Here is a 20,973-nt window from a genome sequence, read left to right on the forward strand (position 1 = left end):
CGGTCTACGGCCACAGCCGTTCGGTCGTCCAGCCGACTCCGGCACGGCGGTAGCGCAGCCGGACGTGCCGCCGGTCGTGGTCGGCCTGCCAGAACTCCACGGTGCCGGGTTCGACGACGTAGCGGGTCCAGGAGTCCGGCACCAGGTCGGGGTCCTGCTGCACCTGCCGGTCGGCGTCCTCGGCCGCGCGGACCAGCTCGCCGGGGTCGGTGAGCACCTCGGACTGCCGCCCGATCAGCGCCTCGGCGCGGGAGGCGGGCGGGCGATCGCGGAAGTCCGCAGCCGAGGTCTCCGCACCGCACGCGCTGACCGATCCCCGCACCCGGACCTGACGGCCCAGGGCCGGCCAGAAGAAGGTCAACGCCGCCCGGGGGTTCACCGCCAGCTGCCGCCCCTTCGGGCTCCGCGCGCTGCTGGCGACGAAGAAACCGGACTCGTCGACCTCCTTCAGGATCACCACGCGGGCATCAGGCGCGCCCTCCGCGTCCACCGTGGACAACGTGACCGCGTGCGGGGCGAGCACCTGCTCCCCCGCCTCTTCCAGCCACGCGCGGAACAGCACGTGCGGCGCGGACGGCACCGCACCCGGGTCGAAGGGCGGGAGCTGCGCGGGGAAGGACGGCCAGTGCCGGAGTCGGGTCATGCCACGATTCTCCCGCCCCGCCGCGACCACCGCGGAACCTGGCCGCGGTCCGCCGCACGGCACAGCCGGTCAGGGTGCCGCCGGACGACGGTGGGAACCGCTCGTCGACCGGGGCCGGATCAGAGGTTGGCCGCCGCGCCGGGCCCGCGGCCGGTGGGCGTCCCGGCCTCGACCAGCGCCCCGCGGAGGAAGTCGACGAGCTCGTCGCGGGCGTCGAGGGGCAGGACGTGCGCGACGTGCTGGTCCGGCCGGACGACCACCAGGGCTCCGGCGTCCCGGTCGACGCCGCGCAGCTCGAAGACGTCGCGGGCCGGGTCCGGGCAGCAGACCTTCTCGTAGTCGACCAGCCCGAACCGCCCCTTGCGCGGCAGCAGGGCCGGCGGCAGGTCCTCGACCGTGACGTCGCGGTGCCCCTGCTGGAGCACGGCGCGAAAGTCGATCACCGAGTCGGGGTCGGCGCCCGGCGGGGTGAACCGGGCGATCGGCGAGTCCGCCGAGGCCAGGAACTCGGCGAGCGCGCGCAGCCGGGAACCGGGGGCGCCCGGGTGGGCCGGGTCGGCGAACGCGTGGAGGCGCCAGGCGCCGTCGGCCCGGTGCGCGTGACCGAGGTGCACCGGTTTGGCGTCGGCCATCCGGATGACCGGCGCGGAGTGGAACCGCATCCCGACCTGGAAGCCCTCCGCCAGGTGCTGGTGGGTCGGCGCCGCGGTGAGGAGGGAGGGCCGGTACCGGTTGGCGACCCCGGCGGTGAACCGGCCCTGCTCGCGGAAGTAGCGCTGGAACCGCGTCGGGTCGTCCGCCTCGTCGCCGTCCGGCCGTTCGCTGAACAGGGCGGCGAACTCCCGGTCGAAGTCGATGAGCTCGCGGGCGACCTCCTGCCGCTCCTCGGAGTAGGTGCGCAGCACCTCGGGCCGCGAGGTGCCGCGGAGCACCGTTGCGAGCTTCCACCCGAGGTTCCAGGCGTCGGCCATCGAGACGTTCATGCCCTGCCCGGCCTTCGCGCTGTGCGTGTGGCAGGCGTCGCCGGCGATGAAGACCCGGGGCAGGCGGGTACCGTCCTCGTCGTCGGGGACGTCGTCGAAGCGCGCGCACAGGCGCTGGCCGACCTCGTAGACGGCCCACCAACCGACCTGCTGCACGTCGATGCTGTAGGGGTGCAGGATCCGGTTGGCGACCGCGGCGAGCTCGTCCGGGGTCGCGCTGCGGTCGCGCAGCATCTCGGCGTCGCGGTCGTTGTCGAGCTCGATGTAGAGCCGGACCAGGTACCCGCCTTCGCGCGGGATGATCAGGATGCTGCCCTGCTCGGAGGTGATGGCGGACTTCAGCCGGATGTCGGGGAAGTCGGTGGTGGCGAGGACGTCCAGCACGCCCCACGACTGGTTGGTGGTGTCGCCCTCCAGGCGGCGGCCGATGGACTCGCGGGTGGCGCTGCGCGAGCCGTCGCAGCCGACGACGTACCGGGCGCGCAGGGTCGAGACCTCGCCGGTCGGCTCGAAGTCCGCCACGTGCTGCAGCGTGACCTCGACCGGGTGCTCGGCGGCGGTGTCGGGGTCGACCCGGACCTCGGTGGCGTGCAGGCCGTAGAACGGTTCGGCGCGGGTGGCGGAGCGACGCATGTGGTCGCGCAGGTAGGCCAGCATCCGCGCCTGGTTGACGATCATGTGCGGCATCTCGGAGAGGTCGTCCTCGACGTCGTTGATGCGCCCGGTGCGGACGATCGAGGAGCGGTCCTCGGGGTCCGGGCGCCAGAAGGTCACCTCGTTGACCTGGTACCCCTCGTGGACGAGCTGGTCGGCCAGGCCGAACGCCTCGAACATCTCCACCGTGCGGCACGCGACGCCGTCGGCCTGGCCGACCTCGAGCGGCCCGTCCCGGCGGTCGACGATCACGGTGCGGATCTCGGGGAACTCGGCGAGCTGGGCCGCCAGCAGCAGCCCGGCCGGACCGCAGCCGATGATCAGGACGTCTGCGGTCTCCGGCAGGCCGCTGGGACGCTCGGCCAGGGACGGGTGGGGCTCGGCGACGAACGGGTCGCCGGGCTGGTAACCGTCGAGGTAGAACTGCACTGGTCTGGCTCCTCTGGGCGTCGAACTGCCCGGCGGCGCCGGGGGAAGCGCGGGGGCGGCGCGGCCCCGCCGCGGACGTACCGGGTGGTCCGTGCCATCGTGCGGCAGTTGCGCCCTGCGGGACAGCCCGTTCTTCTATGCGGAACCTCGTGCCGCGCCGACCGGATCGAGCGGGACTGGGGAACCGGTGGCGCGGGGAGCCGTTCCTCCCCCGCGCCACCGGGTCGGCTCTCAGCGCACCGGGTGCAGGCGCAGCACGTTCCAGGACAGCGGCGGGAGCTGCGCGGTCAGCGCGCCGTCCCGCACCGCCGCGCCGGGAACCGCTCGCGGGCTCACCCGGTCCGGGTGCAGCGCGCTGTTGCGGGCGTGGCGGTCGGCATCGGCCAGCGCGCGGTGCTCCACGACCCGGGTCTCACCCAGCGCGCGCACGTCGGCGACCAGGTCCAGCGGCCGGTCGGTGGCCCGGTTGACGGCCAGCAGCACCACCGCGTCGTCCTCCTGCTGGACGGCGGTGCAGTGCAGCAGGTCCACCTCGCCGTGCTGCGCCGTCGCGTGCCGGTCGGAGCGCGGTTCGACGCGCAGCACCCGGCCGCGGCCCCAGCGCGCCGCGTCCGCGAACGGGTGGAAGGTGGTCTGCCGCCAGGCGGGGCCGCCCGGTTCGGTCCGGATCGGGGCGATCGCGTTGACGAGCTGGGCCAAGCACGCCACCGTCACCCGGTCGCAGTGCCGCAGCAGCGTGACGAGCAGGCTGCCCACCACGACGGCGTCGGTGACCGTGTAGTGGTCCTCGAGCAGCCGGGGGGCGACCTCCCACCGGGGTTCGGCCTCGGGGTCGCGGAGGCGGCGGTACCACACGTTCCACTCGTCGAAGGACAGCTCCAGCTCCTTCGGGCTGCGCCGCACGGCGCGGACGTGGTCGCAGGTGGCCACGACGGACCGGATGAAGTGCTCCATGTCCTGCGCCGAGGCGAGGAAGCTGTCCACGTCGCCGTCGGACTCCTCGTAGTAGGCGTGGCAGGAGATGTGGTCGACGTGCTCGTAGGCGTGCTCCAGGACGGTGGCCTCCCAGGAGCCGAACGTCGGCATGGACGAGTTCGAGCTGCCGCAGGCCACCAGGGTGAGGTCCGGGTCGGTCATGCGCATGAGGCGGGCCGTCTCGGCGGCGACGCGGCCGTACTCCTCGGCGGTCTTGTGGCCCATCTGCCACGGCCCGTCCATCTCGTTCCCCAGGCACCACAACCGGATCCCGTGCGGGTCCGGCACCCCGTGCGCGCGCCGCAGGTCCGACCAGGCGGTGCCGCCGGGGTGGTTGCAGTACTCCAGGAGCTCGCGGGCCTCCTGCGGGCCGCGGGTGCCGAGGTTCAGCGCCATCATCGGTTCCACCCCGGCCGCTTCGGTGAACCGCATGAACTCGTTGAGCCCGAACTCGTTGGTCTCGACCGACCGCCACGCCGGGTCCAGCCGCCGCGGGCGGTCGCCGACGGGGCCCACGCCGTCCTCCCAGCGGTAGCCGGAGACGAAGTTGCCGCCCGGGTAGCGGACCAGGGTCACGCCGAGCTCGCGCACCAGGTCGAGCACGTCCTGCCGCAGCCCGTCCGGGCGCGCCGCCGGGTGGTCCGGCTCGTGGAGTCCGGTGTGGACGCACCGGCCGAGGTGTTCGACGAACGAGCCGAACAACCGGGGATTCGGTTCCCCCACCGCGAAGTCCGGGTCGATCGTCAGGGCGGCCCCCGCCCGTTCGGCGTCGCTGGAGCTGGTCATGCGTTCCCCTCCTGCTGGTCTCGTGGTGCCGGGATCCGCGGCGCCGCTCAGCGGCCGCCCAGCCCGGTGTGGGCGATGCCGCGGACGATGTGCCGTTGGAACAGGACGAAGACGATCAGCAGCGGCAGCGCGGCGAGGACCACGGTGGCCATGATCTCGGCGTAGCGCACGCCGTAGCTGCCCTGGACGGTGGCCAGCCCGACCGGCAACGTCATCGACTCGGGGCTGGCGGTGACGATGAAGGGCCAGAGGAAGTTGTTCCACGTCGTGATGAAGGTGAAGATGCCGACCGCGGCCAGGACCGGGCGCGACAGCGGCAGCACGATCCGCCAGAAGACCCGCCACCGGCCCGCACCGTCCATCAGGGCGGCCTCCTCCAGCTCCCGGGGCACCCCGTCGAAGAAGACCTTGAGGATGTAGACCATCGCGGGCAGGACGGCCTGCGGGAGGATGACGCCCCAAGGCGTGTCCACCAGGCCGAAGAACACCATCTCCTGGAACAGCGGCACGATCAGGATCTCGGTGGGCACCAGCACGCCCGCGAGGACGAGCGCGAACAGCGCGCCGCGCCCGCGGAACCGGGTGCGCGAGAAGCCGTAGGCCGCGGTGCTCGACAGCAGCAGCACCAGCGCGGTGACCGCGCTCGCGGTGAACGCGCTGTTGGCCAGCCAGTACCAGATCTCCTCGGTGGCCAGCACGCTGCGGTAGGCCTCCGCGGTGACCTCGCGCGGCAGCCAGCGCAGCGGGATCTCGGTGGTCTCGCTCTCCGGCTTCAACGAGGTCAGCACGGCCCACACCAGCGGCAAGGCCCACACCACCGCCAGCGCGATCGCGATCAGGAGCAGCACCGCGTTGCCGGCGCGCGCCCGGGAACGGGTCAGCGGACGTTCAGGCATGGCCGAGGCGCCCCTCTCGACGTCGTCGGATGCTGAGGTGCGCGGCGGTCAGCAGCAGCACCAGCGCGAAGAACACGTAGGACACCGCCGAGGCGTAGCCGATCCGGTAGTTGGTGAAGCCGTGCTCGTAGACGTACTGCAGGATCGGCCGGGTCGAGTGCTGCGGTCCGCCGCCGGTGATGAGGTAGAACTGGTCGAACACCTTCAGCGAGGCGAGCAGCTGCAGCACCGCGATCAGCCCGGTGGTGGGCCGCAGCATGGGCAGGGTGATGCCGAAGAACTGCTGCACCCGGCTCGCCCCGTCCAGCGACGAGGCCTCGTAGAGGTCGCCGGGGATGGCTTGCAGCGCGGCGAGGTAGAGCAGGAAGTTGAAACCGGCCGTCCACCAGACCGTCGCCAGCACCACGCCCAGCATCGCCGCGACCGGCCGCGACAACCAGCCCACCGGCTCGGCTCCCACCATCTCCAGCAGCGCATCGGCGAGCCCGAACCCGGGCTGGTAGATCCACACGAAGATCAGCGCGATCGCCGAGGACGGCAGCACGTAGGGCGCGAAGAAGACCAGCCGCCACAGCCAGCGCGCCGGGGCCAGGTGGTGGGTCAGCAGCGCCATGAGCAGCCCGACCGCGATCAGCGGCGGCGTGCTGGCCAGCGTGAACACCACCGTGACGCCCAGCGAGCGCCACAGGGCGGGATCGGTGAGCGCCTCGGCGAAGTTGGCCGCGCCGACGAACTCGCGGTCCCCGCCGACCAGGCTGGCGTCGGTGAACCCGTTGATCAGGCCCATCCCCAGCGGGACCACCAGGAACAGCGCGTAGACCAGCAGGAAGGGGGCCACGAAGGCGAGCCCGGAGCCGGTGATGTCGCGCGAGCGGCGGGGCGCCGCGGTGGACGAGGGCATGGCGCGGACCTCCGTGGTGGCGTGCTCACGAGACCGGGTTGGGGGTGTCGAGCAGGTCCTGGACGAGCTGGTGGATCCGGGCCACCCCGCGCGGCACCGAGGTGCGCCCGTCCATCACCGGGCCGAGGATCGCGGTCATCTCCGACCACAGCCGCGAACCGGATCCGGCGAACCACACCTCCGGATCGAGCTGCACGTCGTCGATCACCGAGCGGTACAGCGACTGCGGGCGCATCCGCGTGTACTCCGGGCTCCGCGCCACCGGGAGGTAGGCCGGGATGTGGCCGCCCTCCGCCCACGTGGCGCTGCGCGCGAGCAGGGCGGCGATGAACTCGTAGGCCAGCAGGTGCTCCTCGGCGCTGCGGTCGGGGCGCCGGGGCAGCACGAAGGCGTGCGAATCGGCCTCGGCCAGCGGCGGCCCGAACACGCCGGGGAACCGGGTCATGCTGAACGGCAGGCCGGAGTTCAGGAAGGTCTGCACTTCCCACTCCCCGTGCCAGAAGAACCCGGCCCGGCCGCTGCTGAACAGCGCGATCGCGCCGTCGGCGCTCAGCCCGGTCGAGGCCAGGCCCTCGTCGCTGAGCGATTGCAGGAACCCGAGCACCCCGGTCAGCGCGGCGTCGTCGAGGGCCGAGCGGGTGCCGTCCGGGGTGAGCAGGTCACCTCCGGCCTGCCGGTACAGCGACCAGAACAGCCGCCACGGCGTGACCCCTTCCCCGGCGGTCTCCACCAGCAGGCCGGGGGTTCCGGTGACCCGCCGGGCCGCGCGCAGCGCGGTGCGCACCGCTTCGGGGCCGTCGAGGGGCGGCAGCCGGTCCCGGTCGTCGAGCAGTCCGGCTTCGCGGCACACCTCGACGTTGTAGTACTGGACGAAGGGGTGGGTGTCCAGCGGGACCGCGAACAGTCGACCGTCGTGGTGGGAACGCCGCCACAGGCCGGCCGGGAAGTCCGCGCCGCCGATGCCCGCGCGGGCCAGCAGGTCCGGGCGCAGCGGGTCGAGCAGCCCACCCGGTGCGAAGGCGGGCAACCGCCCGAGGTGCAGGATCGCCACGTCCGGTGCGCGCTGCGCCGCGCCCGCCATCGCCAGCTTGGTGTAGTACCGGTCGCCCCATTCCAGGGTCACTTCGTCCAGGTCGACGTGCGGGTTGCGGGCGCGGTACCCGGCCAGCATCCGCGCCATCGTCTCGCCGTCGCCGCCGCTGAACAGGTTCCAGTAGCGCAGGCTCGAACCGGGATCGGCGGTGCCGCACGCGGCCAGTCCGGTCGTCGAGGCGGCGAAACCGCCCGCGAGGCGCAGGAACCGGCGGCGGGGCAGCGGTGCGATGGCGGCGGGGTCGGGAGGAAGAGGCATCGTCGTCTCCTCGGTCGAACCTGGCTCCGCGTCCCGTTCCGGTTCGTTCCGGGGGTCGCGCAGGTGGTCCGGCACCGCTGCGAGGACGCGGCGCGGGTTCTCGGCGGGCGGGTCGCTTCGTGGGCCGGCGAACGAGTTCCTTCCGGCGCGGCGCTGGGGCCGACGCCGCACGAGCGACCACTTCCGCGGTGGCCGCGTCGTCGTGGATGTGAGCGCTAACATCGCGGTGCGACCGGACGCTACGGCGCGATGCCGCCGTGGGTCAAGTCACATCGTCGGCGAGCGGCCGAATCCCGGACGGGGCGTGCGCCGGTCGGAGCACATCCCCGGCCGCCGCGGGGAGCCGAGCCGCCTCCCGTCGTCGGCTCAGCCCCCCGCCACCCGCCGACCGGCGGGTCCGGGCGACGCGAACGCGGTCAGCGCGCGAAGACCTGGTCGTCGTCGGCGAAGGCCTTGAACTCCAGGGCGTTGCCCGCCGGGTCGAGCAGGAACATGGTCCACTGCTCACCGGGCTCGCCTTCGAAGCGGACGTAGGGCTCGATGACGAACTCGGTGCCCGCCGCGCGCAGCCGGTCGGCGAGCTCGTGGAACTCCTGGATCGTCAGGATCAGGCCGAAGTGCGGCACCGGGACGTCGTGGCCGTCGACGGGGTTGTGGATGCGCCGGGCGCGCTCGGGCGCCACGTGGGTGACGAACTGGTGCCCCCGGAGGTTCCAGTCCACCCAGGTCGGCGCGCTGCGCCCCTGCTCCAGCCCCAGGACCTCGCCGTAGAAGTGGCGCGCCGCCGCCAGGTCGTCGACCGGGACCGCGAGGTGGAAGCGCGGGATCGGGGAATCCAGGACCGCCATGGGACACCTTCCGCCGTTGTGGGCCGCGGACCCGCTCATCCGGCTCCGCGATGTCTGAATGTTAACATTAGGACATCATCGCCAGGAGGAGCAATGACCGACCGAAACCGCGTCCGCCCCGCCCGCCGCCGAGGACTGGCCGAGGAGGTGGCCGACCGGATCCGCGACGCGATCTTCAGCGGCGCCTACGCCCCGGGCGCCCAACTGCGGGAGACCGAGCTCTCCGCGGCGCTGGACGTCAGCCGCGGCCCGGTGCGCGAGGCGCTGGTCCGGCTGGAACGCGAAGGGCTCGTGCGCAGCGCCTGGCACCGGGGCGCCACGGTCACCGAACTGACCCCGGACGACGTCGGCGAGCTCGACAGCCTCCGCGGCGCGCTCGAACAGCTCGCCGTGCGCGAAGTCCTGGCCCGCGCCGAGGAGCCGGACCTGGCCGCCGTGGACGACGCCGTCCGGGCGATGGAACGGGCCGCCACGCCGCACGAGATGGTCGCCTGCGACATCGCCTTCCACGACGCGCTCTACGCCGCGGCGCACCACCGGCGCCTGACCGAGGCGTGGCAGGCGATCCGCGAGCAGGTGCACCTGTTCCTGCTGACCCGCGTGAACCGCAGCAGCGAGGGCTACCTCGCCCACGTCCCCGCCGAGCACCGCGGCCTGCTGGCCGCGCTCCGCGCCGGTGATGCCGAGTCCGCGCTGGACCTCTTCGCCGACCACCGCCGTCACGCGTTCGAGGTGCTCAGCGACGAAGCGCCGCGGATCAGCTCCGCGCGGCGCGGTGGTCCGGACCGGTGAGCAGGTACTCGTGGTGCGTCCGGCCGTACTCCGGACGGGCGCCGGTGAACCGGAACCCGAGCTTGTCGAGCACCCGGGCCGAGGCGGGGTTCGCCGGGTCCACGACCGCCGTCAGCAGCGGCAGGCGCAGCTCCCGGAACGCCGCGTCGACGCACAGCCGCCCGACCTCCGTGGCGAGCCCCCGCCCCCAGCGGTGGCGGGCCAGCGTGTAGCCGAACTCGGCGCCCTCCGCGCGCGCCTCGAACCCGGCGTCACCGATGAGGCGGCCGGTCGCATTCTCGACCACTGCCCAGCAGGCGTAGCCGTGGACCCGCTGGTGCTCGATGTGCTCGTGCACCATCGCCGCGCTCTCGTCCTCGGTCGCGGGGTCGCCCCAGGCGACGTAGCGCATCACCGCGGGGTCGCCGTACACCTCGTGGATGGCGGGGCGGTCCTGCGGGCGGAAGGGCCGGACGTGCAGCCGCGCGCTGCGCAGCGGGAAGCGGAGGGGCACGCCGCGCACTGTCACCGCCGCCGTCGGCGGAGGTCAAGGGAATTTCCGCGCGCCGCCGGTCAGTCCGCGGCGGGCAGCGGCCGGACGGTGAGGATCTGCTGCGCGTGCCCGACCGGGCCGGTGATGTCGTGCAGGACGGTGCTGGTCACGCCCTGGCCAGCCGGGCCGAACACGACGGTGGTGTCCAGCCCGGTCCAGCGGCCCTCGGGCAGGCGGTGCAGGTGGACGGTCAGGTCGACGTTGGGGAACATCCACTCGGTCGGGTCCCTGCGGACGGCGATCCCGTTGGCGGTGTCGACGAGCGCGAGGTAGGACGCGAGCGGGCTCGCCGCCTCCCCGGCGACCAGGTCCAGCTCGGTGGAGATCCAGGCGGTGGTGCGACCGGGTTGCGGCTCGGCGAGCGGCCGGACGTCCAGGGAGGCGATGAACCCGCCGGGCCAGAGCGAGCTCATCGGCCAGGGCGCGAGCGCGTCGGGCGGGGTGAGGCGGTGCGCGCCGCCGCCGCTGACCGGCCCGGTGTCCAGGGTCGCCAGCAGCCAGGCGCGGGCCCGCACCACCGGGCGCCCGGCGATGAGCGCGGTGGCCTCGACCAGTTCGATCGTGCGCCCGGGACGGACGGTCTCCACCCGGATCTCGCACTCGTCGGCGGCCAGCCGCCCGAGGATGTCGAAGCTGATCCGGCCGAGCACCATGCCGTCGTCGGGACGACCGGCCCGGTAGCCGTCGATGGCGTGGACCAGCAGGCCGCCCAGCGGGCTGAAGTGCTGCTCGGCGCGATCCCACGCGCCACCGGCGTGCGGGGTCGGCTTGTACCGGTGCTCGTCGATGCGCTCGAAGTAGCTGCTCGAAGCACTGGCGTCCACGGGTGCCTCCTGGCTGGTGGTTCGGCGGGCCGGGAAGCACTCTATAAGGACTGTTTTCGCCAATGGCTTGCGTGGCGGTGCGGGTGGCGGAACCTCAGCGGCCGGGCCGGTCGAGGCCCGCGGCGAGCTCGCCGATCGCCCGGTCGATCTCCGGGCGCAGCGCGTCGAGGGCGCCGGGTTCGCCCCCGCGGCCGAGCCACCGGTCCAGGATCACGCGGAGCGACGCCAACGCCGAGGCCGCGCAGAGCGCCGGGTAGGCGGGGCGATCCCGCTCGGCGTCGGGCCCGATGCGGTCGGCGATGGCGTCGGCGAGCGCCTGCTCCTGGGCGGTGATCACGGCCAGCTGGTGCGGGAGCAGCGACGGTTCGCCGCGGATCAGCCGCAGCGCCTCGACGTAGTCGCGGCTGGCCGCGTCGTCCCGGTCCAGGACGACGAGCACCGCTTCGCGCAGCGCCCGCAGCACCGATTCGGTGCGCGGCCGCACCCGGAACTCGGCGATCAGCGCCTCGGCGCCGGCGGCCGCGGCGGCCAGCACCGCCTCCTCCTTGCTGGAGAAGTGGTTGAAGAACGTCCGCGGGGCGATGTCCGCCTCGGCCGCGATCTGCTCGACGGTGACGTGCTCGACGCCGTGGCGGACCGACAACCGCAGCGCCGCCTCGCCCACGGCCGCCCGGGTGGCGCGCTTCTTGCGCTCCCGGCGACCCATCGCCGAGGCGGCACCGCCGGGCGCATCCGGCGACGCGGGACGAGCCATGCCACCCCCTGCGTTCGCGCACCTGGTCGTCTGCGCGGCACATCATCCCACGCGCGGGAGCGGTCGGCGGCGGCCGTCGACGACGGCTAGGCCCAGGTGACCGGCAGCGAGTGCACGCCGAAGATCAGCATGTCGTTGCGCAGCGGCACCTCCTCGGCGGGCACCGCGAGCCGGAGCCCGGGAAGCCGCCCGAACAGCTCGGCGAACCCGACGCGCATCTCGATCCGGGCGAGCTGCTGCCCCAGGCACTGGTGCACACCGTGCCCGAAGGCGAGGTGCGGGGTCCGGGCGCGGCGCAGGTCGAGCCGGTCGGGTTCGGCCCAGGATCGCGGGTCCCGGTTGGCCTCCGGAGTGGCGAGCACGACCGTGGAGCCGGCCGGGATGTCCACGCCGCCGAGGGTGACGTCCTCGGTGGCCACCCGGGTCACCCCGAGCTGGATGATGCTCAGGTACCGCAGCAGCTCCTCGACGGCGGCGTCGATCAGGCCCGGGTCGGCGCGCAGCGCCGCGAGCTGGTCGGGGTTCTCCAGCAGCGCGAAGGTGCCCAGCCCCAGCATGTTGGCGGTGGTCTCGTGGCCCGCGCCGAGCAGGACCAGGGCCATGTCGACGACCTGGGCGTCGGTCAGCGGCGGATCGGCGTCGTGGACGAGCCCGGAGAGCATGTCGTCGGCGGGGTGGGCCCGCTTGTCGGCCACGAGGCGCTGGATGAACTCGTAGAGCGCCGCACCGGCGATGGCGCGTTCCTCGTCGCTGCTGGTGACGTTGAGCGAGGTCGCCGTGTTCTCCTGGAACTCCGCGCGGTCGGCGTAGTCGACGCCGAGCATCTCGCAGATCACCAGCGACGGCAGCGGCAGCGCGTAGGCGGGGACGAGGTCGGCTTCGGTGCCCGCGGCGCGCATCGCCTCGACGTGCTCGACCGCGATCTCGGTGATCCGCGATTCCAGCGCCTTCATCCGCCGCACGGTGAACTGGCCGGTGAGCAGCCGCCGCAGGCGGGTGTGCTCGGGCGGGTCCATGAACACGAACATGCCGTCCTCGCGGGGCTGCGCGGCGCCGGTCGGGGGCGCGGCTTCCGCCACCTCCCCCGGCTGCAACTGGGTCGCGTCCCGGTAGCGCATCCGGTCGGAGCTGAACCGCTGGTCCGCCAGCACCGAGCGGGCCTCGTCGAAGCCGGTCACCAGCCACGACCGCGCGCCGTTGAGCAGCGGCAGCGGCTGCACCGCCCCCGCACCGCGCCGCGCCGCCAGGCCCGGCGGCGGGTCGAACGGGCACCGGCCGCGCTCCACCATGTCCTCGGGCAGCACCCGGCGCATCGCCGTCGGGCTCTCCGCGGGTGCGCTGATCCCGGCCTGCTCGTCGCTGCTGCTCATCGGCACGTCCTCCCGGTGGTCTCGGCGCCGCGGCACGCGGCGGGAGCGCCAGGCTACCGCTGAACTTGCACTTCGTGCATCGATGCATGAAGTGCAAGTTTCGGACGTCCGAGGACCTCGACTGTTGACCGCACCCGGGCGCGCAAATATTGTCTCGACGCACGTTTTAGTACAACCAATCGCTCCCGATGGATGTCTGGCGCACCGACCGGGAGCCTCGACGACGCAGGAGCGCAGATGGCGATCACCGTCGATCGTTGCCCGGACGGAGCGGACGCGTGAGGGCCGGCGTGCTCGCCGCCCGGGTGGGCGCGGCCGCGGTCAGCGCACTCCTGGTCTGCGCGGGCCTGACCCAGGCCTACGAATCCGCGCAGGCCGGGGCGGGGGTGCGGGACAAGCTGAAGATCATCGCACCGGCCGCGCCCGGTGGCGGGTGGGACACCACGGCCCGGGAGCTGCAGCGCGCGGTGCAGGACAACGCGCTCAGCGAGTCCGTCGAGGTGCTCAACGTCGAGGGGGCGGGCGGCACGATCGGGCTGGCGCGCGTGGTGAACCGGTCCGGCGACCCGAACACCCTGATGCTGACCGGCACCACGATGCTCGGCGCCGTCGCGATCAACGGGACACCGCACCAGGTCTCGGACACCACGCCCATCGCCAAGATCACCGAGGACTACGACGCGATCGTGGTGCCCGCGGACTCCCCGCTGCGCTCGATCCACGACCTGATGCGGCGGTGGGCGGACGACCCGGGCGCGGTCGCGGTCGGCGGCGGCTCGATCGGCAGCCTCGACCACCTGCTCGCGGGGTCCGCGGCGGGCGCGGCCGGAGCCGGGCCCGGCGGGCTCAACTACATCGCCTACTCCGGTGGCGGCGAGATGGTGGCCGCGCTGCTGGGCGGTCACCTCGACGTCGGGGTCGGCAACACCAACGAGATCAGCGACCAGGTGGCGGCGGGCGAACTGCGCGCGCTCGCCGTCTCCGCGCCGCACCGCACGCCCGACCTGCCCGAGGCGCCCACGCTGCGGGAGAGCGGCTTCGACATCGTGCTGTCGAACTGGCGGGGCCTGGTCGCCGCACCCGGCATCGACGAGCGGCAGGCGCGCGACATCCTGGACTTCGTCGGCCGGCTGGTCGCGACCCCGCAGTGGCAGGACGCGCTGCGGCGCAACAACTGGGTCGACGCCTTCCAGACCGGTGCGGAGTTCGACCGCACCCTGCGGGCGGAAGCCGAACTGATCCGCGGCATCACGACGAGTTTGGGGCTGGCATGACCGAAACGGCTGCTTCCGGGCGGAGATCCCCGCTCCGGCTCGGCGGTTCCACCGGAGCCGACTGGCTGCTCGCGGGGCTGGTCCTCGCGGTCGGCGCGTTCCTGATCGGACGCGGGCTGCGGCTGCCGTTGCCGCTGGACGTCGGCCACCTCGGACCGCAGTGGTTCCCCATCGCGGTGGGCGCGCTGCTCCTGCCGCTGGCCGCCGCGCTGGTGGTGCAGGCCGTGCGCAGGCCCGTCGGCGACGCGACCGGCGAGGCGCCCGCGACCGACCGGCGCGCCCTCGGCCTCGTCGTGGCGTCGCTGGCCGCGCACCTGCTGGGGCTGTGGCTGCTGGGCTGGATCCCGGCGGGCGCCGTGCTGTTCTGGGGCGTCTCGCGGGCGCTGGGCAGCCGTCGCCCGCTGTTCGACGCAGGCGTCGCGGTGGTGTTCTCCTGCACCGTCCAGGTCGCGTTCTCCACCGGGCTCGGCATCGCCCTGCCCGTCGGGATGCTGCTGGAGGTGCGCTGATGGACACCTGGACGCTGCTGCTCGGCGGGTTCGCCGAGGCGCTGACACCGCTGAACCTGCTGCTGTGCCTCGTCGGCGTCGTGCTGGGCACGGCCGTCGGGGTGCTGCCCGGACTGGGCAGTTCGATGGCCGTGGCGATGCTGGTCCCGCTGACCTTCCGGCTGGAGCCGACCGGGGCGTTCATCATGCTCGCCGGGGTGTACTTCGGCGGGCAGTTCGGCGGCGCGACCACCGCGATCCTGCTGAACACGCCCGGGCAGTCGTCCTCGATGGCCACGGCCCAGGAGGGCTTCCTGATGGCGCGGCGAGGCCGGGCGCCGCAGGCGCTGGCGACCTCGGTGATCGGTTCGTTCGTCGGTGGCACCATCGCGTGCGTCGCCGTCGTGTTCTGCGCGCCCTTCCTGGTGGGCTTCGCGCTGCGCTTCGGGCCGGCCGAGTACTTCGCGCTCGCGCTGATCGCGTTCGTGGCCACCGCGGCGGTGGTGGCCGACTCCGCGGTGCGCGGCGTGACCGCCCTCGGGATCGGGCTGGCCCTCGGGGTCGTCGGCATCGACCAGCAGACCGGGGTGGCGCGGTACACCCTCGGTTCGAGCCACCTGCTCGACGGGATCAGCGTGGTGGTCGTGACGGTCGGCTTGCTCGCCCTCGGCGAGGTGCTGCACGTCGCCGCCGGGGCGCGCGGGGTGCAGCGACCGCAGGACATCGGCACCGGCCGCCCGTGGCTGGGCCGGGCGGAGGTCCGCCGCTCGTCCCTGCCGTGGCTGCGCGGCACCGCGATCGGTCTGCCGTTCGGCGCGATCCCGGCCGGCGGCTCCGAGATCCCCACGTTCCTGTCGCTGGGCCTGGAGCGGCGCCTGGCCCGGCGGCGGGGGCGCTCGGAGTTCGGCCGCGGCGCGATCGAAGGCGTGGCGGCGCCCGAAGCGGCGAACAACTCGACCACGGCCGTCTCCCTCGTCCCGCTGCTGGGACTGGGCCTGCCCACCTCGGCCACGACCGCGATCATGCTCGGCGCCTTCCAGCAGTACGGGATGCAACCGGGGCCGCTGCTGTTCCAGGACGAGGGCGAACTGGTCTGGGCGCTGCTCGCGAGCCTGTTCATCGGCAACGTGCTGCTGCTGGTGCTGAACCTGCCGTTCGCGCCGGTGTGGGCGAAGCTGCTGCGCCTCCCGCGGCACCACCTCTACGCGGCGATCGCCGTGTTCGCCTCGCTCGGGGCCTACTCGGCGAAGCTGGCGCTCTCGGACGTGGTGCTGGTCTGCGCGGTGGGCCTGCTGGGCTATCTGCTCCGGCGCACCGGGGTGCCGCTGGCGCCCGTGCTCATCGGCGTGATCCTCGGTCCCCTCGCCGAGCAGGAGCTGCGCCGGGCGATGGCCGTCGGGCAGGGCGACCCGCTGGTCCTGCTCGACAGCCCGATCGCCGCGGGGATGTACTCGGTCCTGCTCCTCGTGCTGGCGGTGCTGCTCGTCCTGCGGCTGCGCGCGAGGCGGAGCGCGACCCGGGCGTGAGCGCTCGACCGGCCGCGGCGGGCCCCGGTCCGCCGCGGCCGATTAGCATGGCCCACGGCGACGAGCGCGACGAGGAGACCATGGCCCCCACCATCGCGATGCAGGTCATCGATCTGGTCCGGCGTTCCGGTCTGGACCGGGGCGCGCACGTGCGGGAGCAGTGGGTGGCGGATTCGCTGGAGATCTCCCGTTCCCCGGTCCGCAAGGCGCTGGCCTACCTCGCCGAACTCGGCCTGGTCACCCGGGAACCGAACCGGGGCTACTTCCTCAACCGCGCCGCGGGCGAACTGGCCCACGTGGACCTGGCGGCCGAGGTGGACGCCGAGGAGGCCGCCTACTTCAGGATCGGCGACGACCACCTGACCGGCCGGTTCGGCGGCGAGTTCACCACCGCCGAGGTCTCCCGCCGCTACGGGCTGACCACCCGCGAGGCCGAGCGCGTGCTCGGGCGGATGGAGCGGGAGGACCTGGTCCGCCGCAGGCCGGGCCGGGGCTGGGCGTTCCAGCACGCCCTGGCCACCCCGGCCGCGCACGACCAGAGCTACCGGTTCCGGATGATCGTGGAGCCGGCCGCGTTGCTGGAACCGGACTTCCGGGTCGACGCCGAGAAGTTCGCGCTGCACCGCGGGCAGCAGGAAGCCCTGCTGCGAGGTGACGCGTTGCTGCTGCCCCGCGGGGAGCTGTTCCGCATCAACGCCGAGTTCCACGAGATGGTCGTGGGGTGCGCCGGGAACGCCTACCTGCTGGAGTCGGTGTGCCGGGTCAACCGGGTGCGGCGGCTGATCGAATACCGGCACCAGACCGACCGGCAACGCCTGGTCCGCCAGGCCGAGGAGCACCTCGCGCTGCTCGACCTGCTGGAGCGCGGTGACCGCGAGGCGGCGGCGCGCTTCCTGCACGGCCACCTCGACGAGGTCCGGGCGCGCAAGACCGGGCTGCCCGGCGCGGATTCCTAGCCCGCCCGCGCACCGCTCCGGACGTCGAGAGCGCCCCGAGCTCCACCGCACCGACCGCCGGTGGCGCCGAACGCGATCCGCATCGCATTTTGTACTAGTCCGCTCGCAAGTACAATCATGTCATGGACATCGCCAGGACCGCTGAACTCGTCGTCGGCGGACGCACCTACCGGTACCTCCCGCTGGCCGGGCTCGCCTCCGAGCAGGAGCTGGCGGCCATGCCGTACGCGGTCCGCGTCCTGCTGGAGAACGTCGCGCGGCGGGCTCCCGACGCGCTCCCGGCGGTGCTGCGGCGGGCGCGGAAACGCACCGGGCAGCGCCCGACCGCGCAGGACCCCACCGCGCAGTGCGAGGTGCCGGTGCACCCGAACCGGATCATGCTGCACGACACCACCTGCCTGCCCGCGCTGGCCGACTTCGCGGGGATGCGCGACGGCGTCGCCGAACTCGGCGGTGATCCCGCGCGGCTCCAGCCCGCGATCCCGGTGGACCTCACCGTGGACCACTCCGTCATCGCCGAGGAGTACGGCACCGCGAGCGCGGCGCGGAACAACCTCCTGATCGACTTCCGGCGCAACCGGGAGCGCTACGAGTTCATCAAGTGGGCGGAGAGCAGCCTGGCGGACTTCCGGGTGGTGCCGCCCGGCACCGGGATCATCCACCAGGTCAACATGGAGTCGCTGGCCCGGGTGGTCTGGACCGACACCCGCGGGACACCGCCGGTGCTGCACCCGGACCTGCTGGTGGCGACCGACAGCCACACCCCGATGATCAACTCGATCGGCGTCGTGGGCTGGGGCGTGGGCGGGCTCCAGGCGCAGGCGGCGATGCTGGGCGAGCCGGTCGTGATCCCGTTCCCGACCGTGGTCGGCGTGCGGCTGCGCGGGCGGCTGCGCCGCGGCGTCACGGCCACCGACCTCGCGCTCACCGCGACGGAGGTGCTGCGCGCGCACGGGGTGATCGACAAGTTCGTCGAGTTCTTCGGCGAGGGGGCCACCGCTCTCGGGTGGGCCGACCGCGCCGCGGTGGCCAACATGGCCCCGGAGTACGGCGCCACCTGCGCGTTCTTCCCGTTCGACGACAACGCGCTGGACTACCTCGCGTTGACCGGGCGGGAACCCGCGCACCGCGACGTGGTCGCGGAGTACCTGCGCGCGCAAGGCCTGCACCGCACCGGTGCCGAACCCGATCCCGACTACGACGAGGTGGTCACCCTCGACCTCGACGCCGTGGAGCCGAGCCTGGCGGGCCCCCGGCTGCCGCACGAGCGCGTCCGGTTGTCGGAGGTCCCGAGCACCTTCCGCGCGGCGGTCGGCGAGCAGGCCGCGACGGCGGGCGGCTTCGACGAGCCGGTCCCGGCGGGCGGCATCGCGGTCGCCTCGATCACGAGCTGCACCAACACCGCGAACCCGACGCTGATGGTGCAGGCGGGTCTGCTGGCGCGGCGCGCGCTGGAGCGGGGACTGCGGGCGAAACCCTGGGTGAAGACCTCGCTGTCGCCGGGATCGCGGGTCGTCAGCGACTACCTCGACGCCGCCGGGCTGCTCGCGCCGCTGGCCGGGACCGGCTTCCACCTCGCCGGGTTCGGCTGCATGACCTGCATCGGCAACTCCGGGCCGCTGCACCCCGGGATGGACGAGCTGGTCGAGCGGGGTTTCGTCCCGACCGCGGTGCTGTCCGGCAACCGCAACTTCGCCGGACGGGTCAACCCCAAGGTGCCGCTCGCCTACCTCGCCTCTCCCCCGCTGGTCGTCGCCTACGCCCTCGCCGGTTCGGTGCTGCACGACTTCACGACCACCCCGATCGGCCGGGACCGCACCGGAGCGCCGGTGCACCTCGCGGACCTGTGGCCGTCCGACGACGAGGTCCGGCAGGTGGTCGCCGACCACGTGCGGCCGGAGCTGTTCCGGGCCAACACGGGCAGGCTGCGGGAGGGCACCGAGCACTGGCGAGCGCTGTCCGCGCCGAGCGGCACCCGGTTCCCCTGGGACGAGGGGTCCACCTACATCCGCAGGCCCCCGTACCTGACCGGACTCGCCCGCACGCCCCGCACCGAGCTCGGCTTCCGGCACGGCCGGGTCCTGCTGTGGCTGGGCGACGACGTCACCACCGACCACATCTCCCCGGCGGGGGCCATCCCCGCCGACAGCGCCGCCGGGCGCTACCTGCGCGACCGCGGGACGCAGCCGCACGACCTCAACCAGTACGCCACCCGCCGCAGCAACCACGAGGTGATGCTGCGCGGCGCGTTCACCAACCGCGCCGTGGTCAACCGGCTGCTGCCCACCGCGGAACCCGGTCTCGGCGGACGGGCGCACGACGCCTCCGGCGAACGGGTGCTGCCCGTCCACGACGCCGCGATGTCCTGCCGCGAGGCGGGCATCCCGCTCGTGGTCGTCGCGGGCCGCAACTACGGGGCCGGATCGAGCCGCGACTGGGCCGCGAAGGCGCAGGCGCTGCTGGGCGTGCGCGCGGTCGTGGCCGAGAACTTCGAGCGGATCCACCGCAGCAACCTGATCGGCATGGGCGTGCTGCCCCTGCTGTTCGCGCCCGGGGAATCGGCCGACGACCACGGTTTTCGCGCCGACGACGAGATCGCGCTGTCCGTCCCGCACCGGCTCGTCGTGGGGCACAACGACGTCACGATGACCATCACCGGGCAGGGCGGTGCGCAGCGGTCGCTCACCACGCGGTTGCGCCTGGACTCCCGCAGCGAGCTCGACTACCTGCACCACGGCGGCACCCTGCCCTACGTGGTCCGCGGCGCGCTCACCTGACCGCGGTCACCGGCCGGTGCGCTCCTGCGCACCGCGCACGAGCTCCTTGGCGATGCCGTTGCGCTGGACCTCCGAGGTCCCGGTCAGCACCCGGAACATCCGGATCTTCCGGAACAGGAACTCGATCTCGGTGCCCTGGGTGAGCCCGTCCTTGCCGAAGACCTGCACCGCTTCGTCGGCGATGCGGAAGGCCGTCTCGGCGACGAACAACTTGCACATGAACGCCTCGGTGCGCACGTCGGCCCCGGCGTCGAGCGCCTCCAGCGCCGCCCGGGTCATCGACCGGGCCGCGTAGTACCCGGTGGCCATGTCGGCGAGCTTGTGCTGGATCGCTTGCAGCTCGATGAGCGGACGCCCGCCGGCGACCTTCCGGGTGAGGACGCGTTCCCGGGTGAGCGCGATGATCCGGCGGACGGCACCGAGCACCGAGGGGCAGTGCAGGAGCCGGTTGGTCGTCACCCGGCCCAGCGCGATCCGCATGCCCTCGCCCTCCTCGCCCAGCAGGTTCGCCTCGGGCACGAAGCACTCGCGGAGCACGATGTCGCTCTCGACGTGCTCACCGGACATCGGCGTCGCCCCGTCGACGACCTCGCACCCCGCGCTGTCCAGATCGACCAGGAAGGCCGAGAACGCCGCTTCGCGGTCGTGCATCCGGGCCACCACGATGGCGAAGTCGGCGAAGGGGCCGGCCGAGCTGAAGACCTTGTGCCCGGTGATCCGGTAGCCCCCCGGCACCTTCGCGGCGGTGGTCCGCATCGACCGCACGTCGGAACCGGCGTCGGCTTCGGTCAGCGAGAAGCAGCAGGCCCGCTCCCCGCGCACCACCGGCAGCAGGTACTGGTGGAGCTGCTGCTCGGTCGCCTGCTCCAGGACGTCACCCGCGCGCAGCGGGCCGCCCATGTCGCCGAGCACGCTGTGCCCGAGGACGCGGGCGCTCGCTCCGATCTCCTCCTTGAGGGCGCCGAGCGCCGAGCGCGACAGCCCCCGACCGCCGAAGGCCGTGGGGAGGTGGACGCCGTAGAAGCCGAGTTCCCGGCTGCGGCGCCAGACCGGCTCCAAGTCGGCGCGGGTGAGGCGGCCCCAGCGGGTGAGGCCGCGTTCCTGCTCGTACTCGGCGAGTTCCCCGTCCAGGTAGTCGCGGAGCCCGTGCACCAGTTCGGACAGCTCCGGGTCGGCGTAGGTGGGTTGCAGCGAAAAGGTCATCGTCGACTCCG

18 protein-coding genes are annotated in these 20,973 nt (G+C 73.4%); 6 read left to right on the forward strand and 12 right to left on the reverse strand.

Annotated elements, in window-relative coordinates:
* Positions 1–4: 4 nt before the first annotated feature.
* From ABD976_RS10850 to ABD976_RS10880, 7 genes are all read right to left on the reverse strand, one after another.
* Positions 5–643 (reverse strand): pyridoxine/pyridoxamine 5'-phosphate oxidase, encoded by a 639-nt coding sequence (locus tag ABD976_RS10850; protein ID WP_345361251.1) that lies wholly within the window; start codon positions 641–643, stop codon positions 5–7.
* A gap of 119 nt (positions 644–762) precedes the next feature.
* Positions 763–2,709: an FAD-dependent monooxygenase gene (locus tag ABD976_RS10855; protein WP_345361254.1), complete on the reverse strand. Its 1,947-nt coding sequence runs from the start codon at positions 2,707–2,709 to the stop codon at positions 763–765.
* Between the two features lie 231 nt (positions 2,710–2,940).
* A complete protein-coding gene (gene arfA, locus ABD976_RS10860; protein ID WP_345361256.1) occupies positions 2,941–4,470 on the reverse strand; it encodes an arabinosylfuranosidase ArfA in 1,530 nt (509 codons plus the stop codon).
* Positions 4,471–4,517: 47 nt separating this feature from the next.
* Positions 4,518–5,366 carry a carbohydrate ABC transporter permease gene (locus ABD976_RS10865; protein WP_345361259.1) on the reverse strand — a complete coding sequence of 283 codons (849 nt, stop codon included), beginning with the start codon at positions 5,364–5,366 and terminating at the stop codon, positions 4,518–4,520.
* Positions 5,359–6,267 (reverse strand): carbohydrate ABC transporter permease, encoded by a 909-nt coding sequence (locus ABD976_RS10870; protein WP_345361262.1) that lies wholly within the window; start codon positions 6,265–6,267, stop codon positions 5,359–5,361. The genes ABD976_RS10865 and ABD976_RS10870 overlap by 8 nt, the downstream gene beginning before the upstream one ends.
* A gap of 25 nt (positions 6,268–6,292) precedes the next feature.
* Positions 6,293–7,618, reverse strand: a complete 1,326-nt coding sequence (locus ABD976_RS10875) for an extracellular solute-binding protein (protein ID WP_345361265.1) — start codon at positions 7,616–7,618, stop codon at positions 6,293–6,295.
* A gap of 416 nt (positions 7,619–8,034) precedes the next feature.
* On the reverse strand, positions 8,035–8,466 hold the full coding sequence (locus ABD976_RS10880) for a VOC family protein (protein ID WP_345361268.1): 432 nt from the start codon (positions 8,464–8,466) through the stop codon (positions 8,035–8,037).
* A gap of 93 nt (positions 8,467–8,559) precedes the next feature.
* On the opposite strand from ABD976_RS10880, the gene ABD976_RS10885 reads away from it, so the two are divergent.
* Positions 8,560–9,258 (forward strand): GntR family transcriptional regulator, encoded by a 699-nt coding sequence (locus tag ABD976_RS10885; protein WP_345361271.1) that lies wholly within the window; start codon positions 8,560–8,562, stop codon positions 9,256–9,258.
* Here ABD976_RS10885 and ABD976_RS10890 read toward each other — a convergent pair.
* From ABD976_RS10890 to ABD976_RS10905, 4 genes are all read right to left on the reverse strand, one after another.
* On the reverse strand, positions 9,224–9,751 hold the full coding sequence (locus ABD976_RS10890) for a GNAT family N-acetyltransferase (protein ID WP_345361274.1): 528 nt from the start codon (positions 9,749–9,751) through the stop codon (positions 9,224–9,226). The genes ABD976_RS10885 and ABD976_RS10890 overlap by 35 nt on opposite strands.
* A gap of 59 nt (positions 9,752–9,810) precedes the next feature.
* Positions 9,811–10,614 (reverse strand): thioesterase family protein, encoded by an 804-nt coding sequence (locus tag ABD976_RS10895; protein WP_345361277.1) that lies wholly within the window; start codon positions 10,612–10,614, stop codon positions 9,811–9,813.
* A 94-nt stretch (positions 10,615–10,708) separates the two neighbouring features.
* Entirely contained in the window at positions 10,709–11,368 is a 660-nt protein-coding gene (locus ABD976_RS10900) for a TetR/AcrR family transcriptional regulator (RefSeq protein ID WP_345361280.1), read from the reverse strand.
* Between the two features lie 86 nt (positions 11,369–11,454).
* Positions 11,455–12,738: a cytochrome P450 gene (locus ABD976_RS10905; protein WP_345361283.1), complete on the reverse strand. Its 1,284-nt coding sequence runs from the start codon at positions 12,736–12,738 to the stop codon at positions 11,455–11,457.
* A 278-nt stretch (positions 12,739–13,016) separates the two neighbouring features.
* Here ABD976_RS10905 and ABD976_RS10910 point away from each other — a divergent pair, with 278 nt between their 5' ends.
* The 5 genes from ABD976_RS10910 to acnA all read left to right on the forward strand — a co-directional run bounded on the left by ABD976_RS10910 (position 13,017) and on the right by acnA (position 19,759).
* Positions 13,017–14,012 (forward strand): Bug family tripartite tricarboxylate transporter substrate binding protein, encoded by a 996-nt coding sequence (locus tag ABD976_RS10910; protein ID WP_345361286.1) that lies wholly within the window; start codon positions 13,017–13,019, stop codon positions 14,010–14,012.
* Positions 14,009–14,521 carry a tripartite tricarboxylate transporter TctB family protein gene (locus ABD976_RS10915; protein ID WP_345361289.1) on the forward strand — a complete coding sequence of 171 codons (513 nt, stop codon included), beginning with the start codon at positions 14,009–14,011 and terminating at the stop codon, positions 14,519–14,521. The genes ABD976_RS10910 and ABD976_RS10915 overlap by 4 nt, the downstream gene beginning before the upstream one ends.
* Positions 14,521–16,026: a tripartite tricarboxylate transporter permease gene (locus ABD976_RS10920; RefSeq protein WP_345361292.1), complete on the forward strand. Its 1,506-nt coding sequence runs from the start codon at positions 14,521–14,523 to the stop codon at positions 16,024–16,026. The genes ABD976_RS10915 and ABD976_RS10920 overlap by 1 nt, the downstream gene beginning before the upstream one ends.
* 47 nt (positions 16,027–16,073) lie before the next feature.
* Positions 16,074–16,982: a GntR family transcriptional regulator gene (locus ABD976_RS10925; RefSeq protein ID WP_345361295.1), complete on the forward strand. Its 909-nt coding sequence runs from the start codon at positions 16,074–16,076 to the stop codon at positions 16,980–16,982.
* 122 nt (positions 16,983–17,104) lie between these two features.
* Positions 17,105–19,759, forward strand: a complete 2,655-nt coding sequence (gene acnA / locus ABD976_RS10930) for an aconitate hydratase AcnA (RefSeq protein ID WP_345361298.1) — start codon at positions 17,105–17,107, stop codon at positions 19,757–19,759.
* A gap of 6 nt (positions 19,760–19,765) precedes the next feature.
* On the opposite strand, the gene ABD976_RS10935 is transcribed toward acnA, so the two are convergent.
* On the reverse strand, positions 19,766–20,962 hold the full coding sequence (locus ABD976_RS10935; protein ID WP_345361301.1) for an acyl-CoA dehydrogenase family protein: 1,197 nt from the start codon (positions 20,960–20,962) through the stop codon (positions 19,766–19,768).
* Between the last annotated feature and the right edge of the window lie 11 nt (positions 20,963–20,973).

This window comes from Saccharopolyspora cebuensis (assembly GCF_039542665.1).
Lineage (GTDB): Bacteria > Actinomycetota > Actinomycetes > Mycobacteriales > Pseudonocardiaceae > Saccharopolyspora > Saccharopolyspora cebuensis.